This window comes from Asticcacaulis sp. (genome assembly GCF_035497195.1).
In the GTDB taxonomy this organism is placed as follows: domain Bacteria; phylum Pseudomonadota; class Alphaproteobacteria; order Caulobacterales; family Caulobacteraceae; genus Asticcacaulis.
In genome coordinates, this window is record NZ_DATJDZ010000027.1 from 51,613 (window position 1) to 68,361 (window position 16,749).

General features: G+C 60.5%; 12 protein-coding genes. 5 read left to right on the plus strand and 7 right to left on the minus strand.

Annotated features, from left to right (window positions below):
• Positions 1-118: 118 nt before the first annotated feature.
• Positions 119-2,878, plus strand: a complete 2,760-nt coding sequence (locus VL130_RS16115; RefSeq protein ID WP_325364375.1) for an AMP-binding protein — start codon at positions 119-121, stop codon at positions 2,876-2,878.
• A gap of 20 nt (positions 2,879-2,898) precedes the next feature.
• On the opposite strand, the gene VL130_RS16120 is transcribed toward VL130_RS16115, so the two are convergent.
• Positions 2,899-4,647, minus strand: a complete 1,749-nt coding sequence (locus tag VL130_RS16120; RefSeq protein WP_325364377.1) for a serine aminopeptidase domain-containing protein — start codon at positions 4,645-4,647, stop codon at positions 2,899-2,901.
• Between the two features lie 274 nt (positions 4,648-4,921).
• On the opposite strand from VL130_RS16120, the gene VL130_RS16125 reads away from it, so the two are divergent.
• Genes VL130_RS16125 through VL130_RS16135 form a run of 3 tightly spaced genes read left to right on the plus strand, consistent with a single transcriptional unit; the run spans position 4,922 to position 9,641 of the window.
• Entirely contained in the window at positions 4,922-6,604 is a 1,683-nt protein-coding gene (locus VL130_RS16125; RefSeq protein WP_325364379.1) for a carboxylesterase/lipase family protein, read from the plus strand.
• Positions 6,601-8,097, plus strand: a complete 1,497-nt coding sequence (glpK, locus tag VL130_RS16130) for a glycerol kinase GlpK (protein ID WP_325364381.1) — start codon at positions 6,601-6,603, stop codon at positions 8,095-8,097. The genes VL130_RS16125 and glpK overlap by 4 nt, the downstream gene beginning before the upstream one ends.
• A complete protein-coding gene (locus tag VL130_RS16135; protein ID WP_325364383.1) occupies positions 8,094-9,641 on the plus strand; it encodes a glycerol-3-phosphate dehydrogenase/oxidase in 1,548 nt (515 codons plus the stop codon). Before glpK ends, VL130_RS16135 begins: the two co-directional genes overlap by 4 nt.
• Here the strand turns inward: VL130_RS16135 and VL130_RS16140 are convergent.
• The 6 genes from VL130_RS16140 to rhmD form a co-directional block, all read right to left on the minus strand.
• Positions 9,608-10,702 carry a PHB depolymerase family esterase gene (locus VL130_RS16140; protein ID WP_325364385.1) on the minus strand — a complete coding sequence of 365 codons (1,095 nt, stop codon included), beginning with the start codon at positions 10,700-10,702 and terminating at the stop codon, positions 9,608-9,610. The two genes, VL130_RS16135 and VL130_RS16140, sit on opposite strands and share 34 nt — an antisense overlap.
• A gap of 205 nt (positions 10,703-10,907) precedes the next feature.
• Positions 10,908-11,981: an L-rhamnose/proton symporter RhaT gene (gene rhaT, locus VL130_RS16145; protein ID WP_325364387.1), complete on the minus strand. Its 1,074-nt coding sequence runs from the start codon at positions 11,979-11,981 to the stop codon at positions 10,908-10,910.
• A gap of 19 nt (positions 11,982-12,000) precedes the next feature.
• On the minus strand, positions 12,001-12,888 hold the full coding sequence (locus VL130_RS16150) for an amidohydrolase family protein (RefSeq protein ID WP_325364389.1): 888 nt from the start codon (positions 12,886-12,888) through the stop codon (positions 12,001-12,003).
• Between the two features lie 12 nt (positions 12,889-12,900).
• Complete coding sequence (locus VL130_RS16155) at positions 12,901-13,644, minus strand: SDR family NAD(P)-dependent oxidoreductase (RefSeq protein ID WP_325364391.1); 744 nt, start codon at positions 13,642-13,644, stop codon at positions 12,901-12,903.
• Position 13,645: 1 nt separating this feature from the next.
• Positions 13,646-14,518, minus strand: a complete 873-nt coding sequence (locus VL130_RS16160) for a fumarylacetoacetate hydrolase family protein (protein WP_325364393.1) — start codon at positions 14,516-14,518, stop codon at positions 13,646-13,648.
• A gap of 100 nt (positions 14,519-14,618) precedes the next feature.
• Positions 14,619-15,818: an L-rhamnonate dehydratase gene (gene rhmD, locus VL130_RS16165; RefSeq protein WP_325364395.1), complete on the minus strand. Its 1,200-nt coding sequence runs from the start codon at positions 15,816-15,818 to the stop codon at positions 14,619-14,621.
• A gap of 122 nt (positions 15,819-15,940) precedes the next feature.
• On the opposite strand from rhmD, the gene VL130_RS16170 reads away from it, so the two are divergent.
• The gene (locus tag VL130_RS16170) at positions 15,941-16,741 is read left to right on the plus strand and encodes an IclR family transcriptional regulator (RefSeq protein WP_325364397.1); all 801 of its coding nucleotides are present in this window, start codon (positions 15,941-15,943) and stop codon (positions 16,739-16,741) included.
• Positions 16,742-16,749: the final 8 nt, after the last annotated feature.

A 16,749-nucleotide genomic window follows, 5' to 3' on the forward strand; every position in this document is an offset into this window, starting at 1 on the left:
GTCGCGGGCTGGTTATAATAAACGACAGGCTGCGGTATTGAAAAAACTGCGGCAGCAGGGGCAGAGAATGCGGAACGAGCGAAAGTCATCCGAAAGTATAGATAAAAACGGCGGCCCTGTGGGGAGCGTTTTATTTTATAATAATCTGGCGCGGTTCGCCGATAATATCGCCTTGATAGAGGGCGACCGCCATATCACTTATGCTTCACTGATCGGGGATGCCGATGCTGTCGGTGCGAGGGTCGGCCCTTCACGCCGCCTGGTGTTTCTTGAGGCTCGCAATACCATCGAGGCGGTGACGGCCTATATCGGCTGTCTGCGGGCCGGCCATGTCGTGCATCTGTTCGGTGAAGGCGAAGAGGCCCGCGTAAAAGGCCTGATCGAGATTTACCGCCCCCATGCCGTCGTCCGTCATGAGACGCCTGGTCCGTCCGTGATCGAGCGGCGTCACGATGACGAGATCGCCCTGCATCCCGATCTCGCCTTGCTATTATCGACATCTGGTTCCACAGGTTCGCCAAAGTTCGTCAAACTGTCGCACCACAATATTCATGCCAACGCCACGGCCATTGCCGAATATCTGGAACTTGACGCCACGGAACGGGCGATCACGACGCTGAAATTCAACTACTCGTATGGTCTGTCCGTCATTCATTCTCACCTGGCCTGCGGCGCTTCACTCATTTTGACGGAAAGCTCGGTCACAACGCCGGGTTTCTGGCCGATGTTCGAGGCGCAGGGCGCTACCAGTTTCGCAGGCGTGCCCTACATTTTTGAAATGCTCGACAGAACGAGCGACTGGGCCGCCCAGCCGAACCTGCGTTATGTCACCCAGGCTGGCGGGCGTCTGGCGCCGGATATCGTGCGCCGGATGGCCGAGCTTGGACAAGGCAAGGGCTGGCGGTTCTTTGTCATGTATGGCCAGACCGAGGCGGCGCCGCGCATGACTTATCTGCCGCCGGAGCACACTATAGACCACCCCGACAGCATCGGCCGTGCCGTGCCGGGCGGTGTCCTGTCCCTGATTGACGAGACGGGAGCGACCATCGTGTCGCCCGAAACGGCGGGTGAGTTGATCTACGCCGGGCCGAATGTCATGATGGGCTACGCCGAGGGGCCGGGCGCGCTGGCTACGGACGAAACACAGGACAGCCTGAAAACCGGTGATATCGCTATCAGGCTGGCCAACGGGCTTTACCGTATCGTCGGGCGCAGTTCACGTTTCATCAAGCCTTTCGGCATCCGCCTGAATCTCGACGAATTGCAGGCGCAGGTACGCGAACGGGCCGCCGGGACGATCTGTACGGGCACCGACGAGCGCCTGGTCGTCGCGGTGCCCGGTGGGCTGGATGATCAGGGGGCTTTGGTTGGCTGGCTGACGGAAACCTATGGCCTGCCGGCGTTCCTCATCGAAATTTTGTCCGTGGCGGAGATACCGTTGTTGCCGAGCGGAAAGCCGGATTACCAGGCCCTGATCCGCCTGGCCGCCGAAAAGCATCCACCGGCGAACGCGGTGAACGAAACGGCGGCCAATGGCCGGTGGGATAGCATCACCACGATTTTCACGACCCTGACCGGCGCCAAAACAGTCACCGGCGACAGTACGTTTATCACCCTGGCCGGCGATTCCCTGTCCTACGTCGTGACCTCCCTGGCGGTCGAAGAATATCTCGGTTTCCTGCCCAATGACTGGGAAACAAAATCAGTGGACGTCCTTGAGGCCTTGCGTCACGCTGATGGCGACAAGGACGTCGCGGTGCCGCTGCATTTCCTGAACACCGGACGGGTGCTGATGCTGTTTCTCGGCATACCCTTTCATGCCGCTATGGTTTTCAATGCCAAGGCGGATATGATTATATCCGCGCCGGAGCGCTCCTGGATAGCGACCGTGATCTTCATGTGTCTGCACGCTTTTCGGATGTTCGCTTATTTCTTCATCAGCGGCTATTTTTCGATGCTGATCCTGAAGCGGACGACGGCGCTAAACTGGTTTACCCAGCAGGCCAAACGGCTTGGTTTTCCCCTTATACTGGGCGGGCTTATCCTCGTGCCGCTGGAGGTCATGGCGGTCGCCATTTCACCCGTCCGGACCGGCTTGCCGCCGTGGCAGTTCTGGGTGCAGCAAATGACCTCGCCCGGTCCGCAATGGCTGTCCCACAGGTGGTTTCTGGCGACGCTGCTGGTGGTGGGGGCCTTCATGGCCATCCTGATCACGCTGCACAGGAAAGGGCGGTTTGGTTTGCTGCCGGAACGTTTCCTCGACCTGATCGACAAGAACACGGCGGTATGCTGGTGGCTGCTTGTCGCGGGCCTTGCACCGCTGGGACTGGCCTCGACCGTCGCGGCCAAGCTGGTGGGGAATTGGGCGTTTCTTTTCGAGACATTTGAATACCGGACAATTATAATGTATGCGCCCGTTTTCTTCGTTGGTTCGTTTATGTTCCTGAGGCCCAAGGCCTTCGAATGGTATCTCAAACCTTCCCTGTTCACGATCGGACTGACGGTGGTGCTGACGGCGGCCTTCGTTATTCTGGCCGATTCAAAAACGCTTCCGCTGATGGTATTGGAACAGCTTAACGTCTTGCCGGTCGGGATGCTGGCGACGCGGGTTTTCCTCAGCGCGATGCACCGCTGGGCGAACAGCACGCATCCGGTTATTACCCGGCTGCTTGATGCGTCCTATGTCATTTATATATGGCATATTGTATTCGTGTTGCTGTTCAACGACCTGTGGATATCCCTGCGCCTCAATCCGCTGGTGGCCATCACGCTGACGACGGTGGGCAGCTTCGGTTGTTGCTGGCTGGTCTATCTGGTTGTTTGCCGCTCACGCCTGCTCAGCCTGATCTTTAATGGCGGGCCGTTGCGCGGCGCCTGACGCCGGTTCGTTCCGATTTGTCAGGTTTCTGGTCGAGCTTCCGGCATAACGGTCGTGCCTGGCGTCTCTTTGAAACGGAAGCCGATTTCAGCGGATTGGGTAGGACGCCCTGTTGCAGGGCCAGCCAGGGGCGTATTGGCCCTGATAAAGGAGAGTAGTTCTTTCACGGCCTCGCCCTGGCTCTTTTTCGTGGTCAGGGCGTGATCCAGGTCAGGCAGTATGGTGATCGAAATGCCTCGCTGCCGGGTGAGCCAGCGGCCCCGGGCGCCGAAGTGTTCGAGACCTTCCAGTGAGCGGTCCATTGCACCTGCAAGGATATGGATATGGGCATTGCGTGCGGAGGCGCGTACGAACAATGTCCGGGCGGCCTGCGCCGCCGGCCGGGGAAAGAGCGCCCGCTGCAAACCGGCCAGACGCGAGACTACGATTGTATGCCAGCTTTCACGCACGATACGCATCCATTTACGGGCCTGTACGGGCGCGCGCAGATAGACGGACCGCATGGATTCGACATGCGCCGCCCGGTCAAGATCCCGGCCGGGCTCCCAGACCAGCCAGGCGTTTATGGCCACGGCACGGTTGATGCCACTGTCTTCCACAACGGCGCGCACAGCGTGAAAACCGCCAGTACAGACACCGGCGGTGGTGACTTCGCCGAACCCACGTTCCGCCAGCAGGGCGGCAGCGGCGCGCATTTCTTCGGTGCGGTTCGTCTCATAGACGTGGACATCGCTGCCCTCGCTTTCGCCCAAACCGGCGAAATCGAAACGGAGCGCGGCAATGCCTTCGGCCGCCAGAAGGCGGCTGGCGCGGGTTGAGAAATTGGCCACGCCGGCTCTCGGATCGCCGCCGGTATTGCCAAAAATGACAGCCTGCACGCCGGTCTTTCGAGCCGGCAGACAAAGAACTCCGCGCAGACCCGGCCCGAAGCACACCCGCTCTTCTCGCCAGTCGCTGGTTTGCAGAGTGCCAGCCGCAACGACCGGAGCAACAGACGATGACGGCAAGGCAAGCTGCTTTTCAAGCCATTGCAGCGTCGAATTAAACAGTTCGGCCGGGGCCTGGTTGACGTAAGAATCCTTGAAAAATGCCGCGTAGCCTGCAAACTGTGTCGATTCCGCCTGGGCGCCAAAAGCGGCCAGAAGCCTTTTGGCGCCGACGGGGCTGGCCAGAAGAAGAGGCGGCCATGTGACGCCTTCCTTGATTATGTTGACGGATTCCAGTGCCTGAATGGTCGCCGCCGATAGATAGAGGCCGTTGCATTCGATTGTCTCCTCATCGAAATGGGCGCCCGCCTGCATGGCGTAGGCCAGACGCAGTTCTTTCAGCCACACCTTGCCTGTAGACAGCGGGTCCCACAGGATAAGACCGTCCGGTTTGACATCTTCTGCCGTGACGCAGGCCAGGGTTGCGCCGATACGCAGGCCGCACACGAACAGTTGCGCCGCGCCTGTCTGCGCTCTGAGAAAATCAGCCGCCTGCCTTACGCCCTTTGTCCAGCTGGCCCATTGGTCCGCCGCATCATCGAGACCGAGAGAGTCGCCTTCGCCAAGCAGATCATAGCGCAGAACGATATACCCACTGGCGGCAAGACGTTCAGCCCACTGGAAAAGTGCGCGGTAGGTCCAGCGGGCGTCCCGGCCGGCCGGCGCACAGATAATGATCGCCGCTCCATTGCCGCCCTGGACAGACGGACGATGCAGGCTGCCACTATGCCCGTCAAACACGACCGGGATGATTTCGGTGGCCGCGCCCGTTGCACCGCTCATTGATCTGCTCCTGTTGTCTTAACCGTTAGCTCAATTACCAGAGGTAATCTAACCAATTAATTGACATATATATGATTGCGGAAGGCCCGTTATGGGAAATAGGCTTTTTTCGGCCGTCTTGACAATTCAAAAGTGTATTTTGAGACGTTGACGTCACAAATACACCCGAAGACTGTATTGCGGTATGGTATCATATTAATGTCATTAAATCCGTGCGCAGTCGGTCGCGCTCATGTTATGAGTCTGAAAAATCGGGTAAAATCAGGAGGACAAAATGTGGACTCGCAGGCATCTTTTAGGCAGCGGCCTAGCGGCGGCAGGGGCGTTCGGGCTTATCCCCGTCGCCGGCGCACAAGCGGTATCGCGCTCCACGGTGACTACCGGCCCTGACGTAAATGTCGAGATTACCGACGGCCGGCTGAGGGGCGGACACAGCCGTTGCGCCCTGGCCTTCAAAGGCATTCCCTATGCCGGACCGGTGACGGGCGCGGGGCGTTTCTGCGAAGCGCCGCCGGTCGTACCGTGGACCGGTGTGCGCGATGCTACGCATCTCGGCGCGCCTTCCCTGCAAAAAGCGCATTCGACCTATGGCGAACAGGAGCCGGCCTATGCCGAGGACTGCCTGGTGCTCAATGTCTGGACGCCAGCGGTGAATGACGGCAAGAAACGCCCGGTGATGTTCTATTGCCACGGCGGTGGTTTCGCCAGCGGATCGGGCGGATCGACGGCGCAGGATGGCGCGCGGTTGGCGGCGGTTTATGATGTGGTGGTGGTCGCCATCAATCATCGGCTGGGCCTGTTGGGCTATCTCTATCTCGGTGAACTGGGCGGCGCGGATTGGGCGACCTCCGGCAATCAGGGGATGCTCGATATCGTGGCTGCGCTGCGTTGGGTAAAGACCAATATCGCGGCCTTCGGCGGCGATCCGGAGAATGTCATGATCTTCGGCGAATCCGGCGGCGGCTTCAAGGTTGGCACGCTCCTGGCCATGCCGGCGGCGAAGGGCCTGTTCCACAAGGCCAGTATCGAGAGCGGTGCGGCCCTGCGGCGGATGCCGAAGGAAATGGCGACGGAAACCGCGCGGCGTGTGCTGAAAGGCCTCGGTATCGCGCCGAACGCGCTGCACAAGCTGGCCGATGCTCCCGCCGAACAGATCCTGGCCATCCAACTGGCGGCGGAGCAGGGGCAGGGGGCGATGACGCTCCCTTCGGATGGATCATCTCCCGTGCCGCGCTCAGGCCTCTTGCATACGGCGGGATATCCGGTTCCCGGCGGTTATGGTCCTGTGGTCGATGGCATGGTTCTGCCACATGATCCGTTCGATCCGGTGGCCTCGCCGCTGATGGCCGATGTGCCGCTGATTGTCGGTCATAACCGCGAGGAAGCCACCTTTTTCAATATGGGGCGGCCAGATACTTTCACGCTTGACGAGGCCGGATTGAAGGCCCGAATGGCGATTGAATTCGCCGGCGACGCCGACAGGCTGCTGACCGTTTATCGCGCGATCTACCCAAAAGCGACACCAAGCGAACTGTACATCGCCATTGCCTCGGCGCGCTGGTTTGGGGCGGAATCAGCTACGGCGGCGGATCGCAAATCGCTGCAACCGGCGCCTGTCTATCGCTATCGTTATGATTATGAATCCAACTATCCGATACCGGGCACGAACACGACGCTCAAGGCCGGTCACGCCACCGAAATAGCTGCGATGTTCTTCAATACGGATCAGCCAGGTCTGGAAGGCACCGGTCCCGGTGTGGTGGAGGCCTCGAAGCATATGAGCGCCTTCTGGACGAGCTTTGCCCGTGACGGCAAACCGTCGGCGCCCGGGCAGCCCGACTGGCCGCGCTACAACACCACGGATCGCCCGGTCATGCTGATCAATTCAACCTGCCATGTCGGGAACGATCCCGAAGGCGCGGCGCGCAAGGTCTGGCAGGAAGAGGTCGCGGATTGAGCCGTTATATCCTGGCCCTTGATCAGGGGACGACCTCAAGCCGGGCCATTATTGTCGATGGTGGCGGCAATATCATGAAAATCGCGCAAAAGGAATTTCGCCAGGTTTTCCCGCATGGCGGATGGGTAGAGCACGATGCGCGCGAAATCTGGAGCACCCAGATGGGCGTGGCGCAGGAGGCCTTGACGGCTGCCGGATTGCGGGCCAGTGACATCGCCGCCATTGGCATCACCAACCAGCGCGAAACGACGGTGATCTGGGATCGCGTCACCGGCCAGCCGATCCACAACGCCATTGTCTGGCAGGACCGGCGGACGGCGGGCATCTGCGATCAGTTGATTGCTGAAGGGCTTGAACCGCTGTTCGAGCAGAAGACAGGCCTGCGGCTGGACGCCTATTTTAGCGGCACCAAGATCAAGTGGCTACTCGATACGGTGCCGGATGCGCGGGCGCGGGCGGTGCGCGGTGAACTGGCTTTTGGCACCATCGATAGCTGGCTGGTGTGGAACCTGACCGGCGGGGCGCTGCATATCACCGACGCCAGCAATGCCAGCCGGACCCTGCTGTTTAATATCCATAGCGGGGAATGGGATAATGAATTGCTTGCGCTGCTCGACATTCCGCGCGCATTGCTGCCGGAGGTAAGGGCCAACAGCGAGGTCTATGGCGAGACAGCGCAGGGCCTGTTCGGTGCCCGCATCCCCATCGCCGGCATGGCGGGTGACCAGCAGGCAGCGACCTTCGGGCAGGTCTGCCTTGAGCGTGGCATGGCCAAGAATACCTATGGCACCGGCTGTTTCATGCTGATGAATACGGCGGGCGAGGCGGTGCCCAGTCAGAACAAGCTGCTGACGACCCTGGCCTGGCAACTGGGCGAGACGCGCACCTATGCGCTGGAAGGCTCGGTATTTGTCGCCGGCGCGGTGGTGCAATGGCTGCGTGACGGCCTGGGGATCATCCGGTCGAGCGGCGAGGTCGAGGCGCTGGCGGCATCGGTGCCGGACAGCGGTGGGGTGTGCCTGGTGCCGGCCTTTGTGGGGCTTGGCGCGCCGCATTGGGACAGCTACGCCCGCGGCACGATCATCGGCCTGACACGCGGCAGTACAAAAGCACATATCGCCCGCGCGGCGCTGGAAGCTATAGCCTTCCAGTCGGCCGAGGTGCTTGACGCGATGCGATCGGATTCTGGCGTCATCTTGAGTGAATTGCGGGTTGATGGCGGCGGCAGCAACAACAACCTGATGATGCAGTTCCAGGCCGATATCCTCGGCGTGCCGGTCGTGCGGCCGAAGATCACTGAGACGACGGCGCTGGGGGCGGCCTATCTGGCCGGGCTGGCGGTCGGCTACTGGTCATCTGCCGATGAGTTACGGGCACAATGGCAGGTCGATCGCGTTTTTGAACCGGCCATCAGCATGGACGAGCGCACGGCAAAGATGGCGCGATGGCGCAAGGCGGTCAGCCGCAGCGCGCATTGGGAGGATGGTGTTTGAGCGATCCGCGTCCCGCCCTGCTAGCCAGGGCGACGGCTGATATCCTGTGGGATGTCATCGTTATCGGTGGCGGTGCGTCCGGCCTCGGCACGGCGCTAGAAGCGGCCTCGCGCGGTTACAAAACCCTGCTGCTGGAAGCGCATGACTATGCCAAGGGCACGAGCAGCCGTTCGACCAAGCTGGTGCATGGCGGGGTGCGTTATCTGGCGCAGGGGCATATCCATCTGGTGCATGAATCGCTGCATGAACGGGGTTTGCTGAAACGAAATGCACCGCATCTTGTCCATGATCTCGGTTTCCTGATTGCCACCTATCAGTTCTGGCGCTGGCCTTTCTATGGTATCGGCCTCAAGCTGTATGACCTGCTGGCGGGCAAGTTCAATCTGCACCCCAGCCGTCCGCTCGGGCGCAAGGCGACGCTGGCGCATATTCCCACTCTGAAACGCGCGAATCTCAAGGGCGGCCTCCTCTATTTTGATGGCCAGTTCGACGACAGCCGGCTGGCGATCACCCTTATGCGCACACTGGAAGATCAGGGCGGGGTGGCGCTCAATGCCGCACCGGTCACCGGCTTGCTGAAAACCGGGGGCAAGATGACGGGGGTACGGTTTACCGACAGCGAAACAAGCACAACGCAGGAAGTGCGAGGCCGCGTGGTGATCAACGCCACGGGCATCTTCGTTGATGCGGTTCGGCGACTGGATGAGCCTGATATCGCCCCTCTGCTGACGCCGAGCCAGGGCGTACATATTGTTGTGGACCGCCGCTTTCTGCCGGGCGATACGGCGCTGATGGTGCCGAAAACCGCCGATGGCCGGGTGCTGTTCGCGGTGCCGTGGCATGACCGGACCCTGATCGGCACCACGGATACGCCGGTGCCGGAAATCAGCCTGGAGCCGCGTGCACTGGAGTCCGAGATTAACTTCATCCTGAAGACCGTGGGCGAATATCTCGATCCAGCGCCGCAGCGTTCGGATATCCTCAGCGTTTTCGCCGGCTTGCGGCCTTTGGTGAAGGGCGGCGCCGCAGATACCAAATCCTTGTCCCGTGAACATCAACTGGTGGTTTCCGACAGCGGCCTGATCACCCTGATCGGCGGCAAATGGACCACCTATCGCCGCATGGGCGAGGATACGATCGATCTGGCGATGAGCGAAGCCGGCCTGCCGCCGCGAAAAAGCGTAACCGCCGAACTACACCTGCATGGCTGGGCGGAAAATGACGGCATTTATGGCAGCGACGGAACCGCCGTCGAGGCCTTGTCTGGCGCGAACACAAAACTGCATCCGGACCTGCCCTATAATGAAGCCGAGGTCCGCTGGGCCGTGCGCTTCGAGCAGGCGCGCACAGTTGAGGATATCCTGGCCCGGCGTCTGCGCGCCTTGCTGCTGGATGCGGCGGTGAGCATGGCCATCGCGCCGCGTGTCGCTGAAATCATGGCGACGGAACTCGGCCGTGATGCCGACTGGCGGACGGCGCAGGTTTCGGCCTTCATAAACCTGGCGTCAGGCTATTTATCCAGCCCGAACCAGCGGGCGATATAGAGTGACGCACAGATGCCATTGTTCTGACCGACATTTCCGCTGCCGCAGTCTTCCGTGCCTGTCCCAGGTTTGATGGGGAACTGATGGGCTGTGCCGATGACATCATAGACTTCAACCTGGCTGGCGCCATACACCCTGTGCGGCTTGCCGCTTACGGTGTTGCTGGTTTGCGGGGTCTGGGTGAGGCCGTGGACATTGGTCCACTGTTCCATCGTCCAGGTGGCGTTGATCGGATTGATCACGCCGTCATCGACGCCCTGCCATATGGAGACGCGGGGCCACGGACCGCTGTAACCCGGACGGGCGGCGCGTACCTTGTCGCCCCACTGTTTCGCGGTGAGGGTGAGGTTCCCCTTCAGACAATTGTCAATGCCAGGTGTGCTTCCGGTGCATTGGTAAGGGACGCCGGAAACCGGCGCGCCAGCGGCGAAAACATCCGGATAGGTGGCCAGCATGATATTGGTCATGGCGCCGCCGGCCGAAAAGCCGGTCACAAAAATGCGCTTCGGATCCGTATTGTAATGGGTTTGCACCCAATTGACCATCTGGATGACGGACAGGGGTTCGCCGGCATTGGTCATCTGATGTTCGGGCAGATAATAGCGGAAGCAGTCGTCCGGTTGGGCCGTGGTGGTCTGGGGGAAGATCAGGATGAATTTCATCTGGTCGGCCCATTTCGACCAGCCGGTCTCGTTGTCATATTGCGAGGCTTGCGAGCCGCAGCCGTGCAGGAAAACGACAACCGGGCGGTTAGCGGTCAGGCCGGCGGGCTTATATACGAACATATCAAGCTGGCCGGGATCGCTGCCGAAATTCGACACCTGGGTCAGGACGCCATCGGTCGGTTCCGCGGAACTTGTCGAGGCGGAGGAGGAACTGCTGCTGGAGGCAGAGGACGAAGACGAACTGCTGGACGATGACGAACTGCTGGACGAGGAAGAACTGCTCGACGAGGAACCGCCGCCGGAAGACACCGAGCCGCCCGATCCGCCGCCACAGGCAGCCAGAAGAACCAGTCCAAGACCAAGCCCGGCGATGATGATGTTTTTCCCGATGGACATGCCGCTGAATTCCCGCCGTTTTTCGAAATGTATCCGCAGAAGGCATGCCCCGGCATAGCCACACACTGCGAGATCATTTACCTATGGGCGAAAAAATAATGTCTTTCTGATGACGCCGTTCGCCACGCCCGCTGATTCTTCTGCCGGATAAGGCTATATCGCCATATCCGGTTGTTTCAAGATGTATTTGAAGTGGGCTGCCGGATCAAGTCGCCAGCATATTGCCGACGCCGATGATCACGGTCGAGATCACCAGGGTGCCGATGCCGAGCCAGACCATGAACTGGGTCTTGTTGGCGGTGCCTTTCCATTCCTTGAGCGCGAAGCCCCACAGGGTCGAAAACAGGATGATCGAGGCCATGTGCAGGGTCCACGACGAGAAGCCGTACTTGCCCATCTGGCTTTCGCCCATTGTGTAGAAGAAGAACTGGAAGTACCACAAAGTGCCGCCGAGCGCCGCCAGCAGGTAGTTGGCCAGCAGCGGCGTCTTGATATCGGAAGCGGCGGCTGTCTTGCCGGTCCATTCGCCGGCCGATTTGTTCTTGAGGATCAGCCAGGCGCACCAGATGAAGTTGGTGGTGAAGCCGCCGGCCAGCACCACGCACAGCACGGGCAGTCCAACCCACAAGGGGCCGGTTCCTGCAGCGGCGGTCGCTTCGCGGATCGGACCGCCGGCATCGAGGCCAAAGGCGAAAAAGGACGACATGACGCCGGAGAACAGGGCGATCAGGATGCCCTTTTTCAGGTGGAACTCACCGCGATCCGGCACTTGTGCATCGCCGGACACATTGGCCAGTTGCTTTTCCTTGGCGCCGCCGGCCAGGGCGACGATGATGATGCCGACAACGACGACGGCGATGCCGAGGAAGGTGATCTGACCGCTGGAGGTCGAGGCCAGGGCTCCGAGGGTGCCGCGGAAGATCGGCGGCCCCATCGTGCCGATAACCGTCGTCAGACCGAGCGCCACCGCCATGCCGAGCGACAGGCCGAGATAGCGCATGGTCAGGCCGAACGTCAAACCGCCGAGGCCCCAGCCGGCGCCGCACAGATAGCAGATCAGCAGGGTGTGCGATGGCACGGAGGCGAGCACATTGATCAGGTCCTTGCTGCCGATAAAGGCGCCGATCCAGGGGGCGAGAAGCCACGAGAAGATGCCGCCGGTCAGCCAGAAGATTTCCCATGACCACAAGCGGATGCGTTTGTAGGGGACATAGAAGCTGGCGGAAGACAGGCCGCCTAGCCAGTGAAATAAGACGCCTAAGAGCGGGTTGGGGTTCATCTGTGTTTCCTGAATGTTGTTATATTTTATAGATTTGCTCAGCCGTTCCGGCGAATAGGGCGTCCCGTTCGTCGTCGCTGAAGTCTTTGGTTATGTCGTCGTAGGCGTCCAGCGCCTTGCCGTAGGTATTGAACAGTTTGTCGGTTGGGAAGTCGCTGGCGAAGGCGCAAGCGTAAGGGCCGAATGTCTCGATGGTTTGCAGGATTAGCGGGCGCACGGAGTCCATCGTCCACTGGCGATCGACAAAGCCCATGCCGGAAATCTTGACCGCCGCATGGGGCAGGGCGGCCAGGGCGGCCAGCCCCTCGCGCCATTCGGCCAGGTCGGCGTCAACCGGCATCCCCATATGATTGAGGATGACGGGAATATCCGGATGCTTCGCCGCAAGCGCCGCCGCCTGTTTCATCTGGTTAGGGTATATTTGCAGGTCGAAAGAGAGGTTATATTTCGCCAGCAGGGCATAGCCGCGCGCGAAGGCGTCGTCATCGAGCACGTTGCGCGGCGTATAGGTGCGCTTTGGATCAGCGTGCCAGTTGAGGATGTGGCGGATACCGCGCACATTGGCGTTCTCGGCGTGCGCCGCCAGAAGCGGTTCGACATCCGGATCATTGAGCGCGGCGAAGGCGATGATGGCGTTGGGCTTGCCGCCGTCATCGGCCAGGGATTGCAGCCATTCCGTTTCCGCCAGCGCGTCATCGGCATGGGCGCCGGCGTCGATATGAACGATCTTTTCGACCGGGTAGCCGGCGGCGTCTACCAAATAGTCAGCCAGCGTGTAATCCGTGGCGATGGCCTCGACGCTGCCATTCGGACCATCATCGGCAAAGGGCGGGGTCAGCCACGGATAACGTAGCTGCTCCAGTTGCCAGAGGTGGACATGGGTGTCCACAAATCGCTTTATGGCCATGTCCTCTCCCCTTTAATAGGTTGTGCGTCCGCCGGAGGTATCGAAGACAGAAGCGGTCGTGAAGGAACATTCTTCCGAGGCCATGAAGGTGACCATGGTGGCGCTCTCCTCGACTTCGCCGAGGCGGCCCATCGGGATCTTGCCGCGCATGTAATCGACCTGCGACGGGGGCAGTTGCGCGAGAATGGGCGACTCGAACGTGGCGGGCGTCAGGGCGTTGACGATCACCCCCTTCTGCGCCAGTTCTTTGCCAAGGCTCTTGGTCAGGCCGATCACGCCCGCCTTGGAGGCCGAGTAGGCCGAGGCGTTCGGATTGCCTTCCTTGCCGGCCACCGAGGCGACATTGACAATGCGGCCATAGCCATGATCGAGCATGAAGGGGATGACCTCGCGGCAGCAGTAGAACAGGCCATTGAGATTGATATCCATCACCTTCAGCCAGCTATCGACCGGGAATTCCCACACCGGCACGGTGGCGCCGGTAATGCCGGCGGAATTGATCAGGATATCGATCTTGCCGAGGGCGTCGGCGCTGCTCCTGGCGGCGGCGGAAACGGCTTCTAGATTGGAGACGTCGACGGCGAATACAGCGATGGCACCGGTGTCAATTTTGGCGGCTTCCAGTGCTTCGGCATTGAGGTCCCACAGGACGACCTGGCCGCCCTCGGCGACGATGCGGGCGGCGGCGGCCTTGCCGAGGCCCGAAGCGGCCCCGGTGACGATGGCCGTGCGGCCCTTGAAACGATCTGCGTACATGTTACTCAATAATCTCCAGGCCCGCCAACGAGAAGGGCACGACGGTCTGTTTCTGTTCACCGAGCTTGGAAACGCCCAGGTGCATGGTGTCGCCGTGTTGCAGGTAAATCGGATTGGGCTTCTTGCCTTCGCCGACGCCCGGCGGGGTGCCGGTGATGACCAGATCGCCCGGCTGGAGGGTCACGAAGCGGCTGATATAGGCCAGGGCTTCGGCGACCGGGAAGATCATGGTCTTCGTGTTGCCGGTCTGCATCCGCTGGCCGTTGACATCGAGGAACATGTCGAGGTTTTGCGGATCGCCCAGTTCATCGGCGGTGACCAGCCAGGGGCCGGTCGGGCAGAAGGTATCGCAGCCCTTGCCCTTGACCCATTGCGAACCGCGCTCCTTCTGAAAGGCGCGTTCGGACACGTCATTGACCAGCACATAACCGGCGATGTGATCGAGCGCGTCTTTCACGTCGACATAACGGCAGGTCTTGCCGATGATGAAGCCCAACTCGACTTCCCAGTCCATCTTGGTCGAATCCAGCGGCTTCATGACGTCATCATTGGCGCCACAGAGCGAGGAGGTCGCCTTGGTGAAATAGATCGGCTCAGGCGGCACCGGCAGGTTGGATTCGGCCGCATGGTCGGCATAGTTGAGACCGACGGCGATGATCTTGCCGATATTGGCCACGGGCACGCCGTAGCGAGGCTGGCCTTCGACGACCGGCAGGGCGTTCAGGTCGGCGGCTCTGAGTTTTGCCAGTTGCGACAGGCGGACTTCATTGGCGGTGATATCGCCGACGAGGGCAGACAGATCGCGGATGCGGCCATCGGCATCGACGACGCCGGGCTTTTCCTGGCCCTTGGGACCGTAGCGGCAGAGTTTCATGGGTTAGTCCTTTAGGTATTGCAACTCGCCTTCCCCTCTCCCCTCGTGAGGGGAGAGGGGAAGGTATGGATAAACGGTTCGTGTGGTTCGTTGTTAAATTCTAATGCGTGTACGGGCGGAACAGCTTGACGTCAGGGTTCAGTTCGACCCCGAAGCCCGGCTTATCCAGAGCTGAGACATTCAAACGGCCATTGACCGGCACCGGTTCGCCCAGCAATTGCGGGTGGAACATGGGGGCTACATGATCGGCCTTGGGCGCCATCATCAGGAATTCGGCGAAGGGCGAATTGTGGCGCGTAATGACGAAGTGGTACGAATAGACCGAAGAGCCGTGCGGCACGACCATGATGCCCCTGGCGTCGGCCATGGCCGAGATTTTCAAAAGTTCGGTGATGCCGCCGCACCAGCCGACATCGGGCTGGATGAGGTCGCAGCAGTCCATTTCCATCAGCATCCGGAAGCCCCAGCGGGTGGCCTCGTGCTCGCCAGTGGTGACCAGCATTCCCGGCGGGACATTCTTCTTCAGTTGCTGATAGCCCCAGTAATCGTCGGGCGAAATCGCTTCCTCGATCCACTTCAGGCCATGCGGGGCGCAGGCATGGGCCAATTTGGTGGCGTAGTTTACGTCCAGCGCCATCCAGCAATCATACATCAGCCAGAAATCATCGCCGCACTTGGCGCGCATGTCGGCGAGGATTTCGACATTCTTCTTGAGACCTTCATCGCCCTCGATCGGACCGTGCAACAGAGGCAGCTTGCCACCAATAAAACCCATTTGCTTGGCGAGATCCGGACGGGCGCCGGTGGCATAGAATTGTAACTCATTACGCACGGCGCCACCGAGCATATGATAGACCGGCTCGCCGCGCAGGCGGCCCATCAGATCCCACAGGGCCAGATCGACGCCGGAAATGGCGTTCACCACCAGACCCTTGCGGCCGTAATATTGCGAGGCGAAATACATCTGGTCCCAGATGGTTTCATAGTCGAACGGGTCGCGGCCTTCGAGGAAGCGGGCGAAATGCTTTTCGACCATATAGGCGGCCGGTTCGCCGCCAGTGGTGACCGCAAAACCGGTAGTGCCGTCTTCGCACTCGATCTCGACCACCAGGGTGCCGAGCACATTGATGCCGAAGGATTTGCGGCTCTGGCGATATTCGGGATAACGCCCCATCGAGGTGGCGATGTGGTTATCGATCCAGTGGCCTTCGCCCTGATCGTGATAGTCGGCGCCGCCGCCGCCTTCGCCGCCCTTGATAACGCTGGCGCGCACTTGCTTGATCTTAGAAAAATTCCGCATTAATCTCACCATTTGGGATAATTTGCCATATCCCGTTATCCCTGCATCGATTTTGGGCTGGATGGCTTGAATTCATCCCATACTTTAGATATGAGCATTAAATAATGAAACAAACCGCGTCAATGAATAATTTACCGGAAACAGAGGCGGGCGCGGGCAAATCCCTCGCCGGTGCGCAGACGCTTGTGCGCGGCCTCGACGTCATGATGGCGGTCGCCGCCAATGCCCGCAGCCTGCCGCAATTATCCGAAGTGCTGGGCCTGACACGATCAACGACGCATCGGCTGGCGACGACTCTGGTGGAGCAACGCTTCCTCAATTTCACGCCCCGTGTCGGCTATTCGCTTGGCCCGAAACTGCTCGAACTCGGCCATCTCGCCTCGCGCCAGATGAACCTGCCGCGAATCGCCCATGATCACCTGCTGGCCCTGTCGCTCGATACCGGCGATACGGTCCACCTCGGCATTCTCGACGGCGAACGCGCGCTCTATCTCGATAAGGTGCAGGGCAGCCGCCGCATCGAAATCAGTTCGCGCATCGGCGAACGCCAGCCCCTGCGTTCCACTGGCATCGGCAAGGCCCTGCTGCTTGACGCGACCGAGGACGAAATGGCGGCGGTCTATATGCGAGAAAGCCGCGAATGGCCGGGCTACCGCGTCGATTTCGAGACCTGGATGGACCGGATGCGCGATTACGCCGCGCAAGGCTACGCCTACGATCTCGAAGAAAACGAGGATCGCATCCGCTGCGTGGCCGCGCCGATCCGCGACGCCGGCAACAAGATCATCGGCTCGATCAGCGTCTCCTCGGCCGCGCAATATATGGATGACGCTCGCATGACCGCGCTCACCGAACAGGTGCTCGCCACCGTCCACGCCATTTCGCATGAATTCGGCTGGAGCGAAAATAACCTCAAATCATAAGGGCTTAA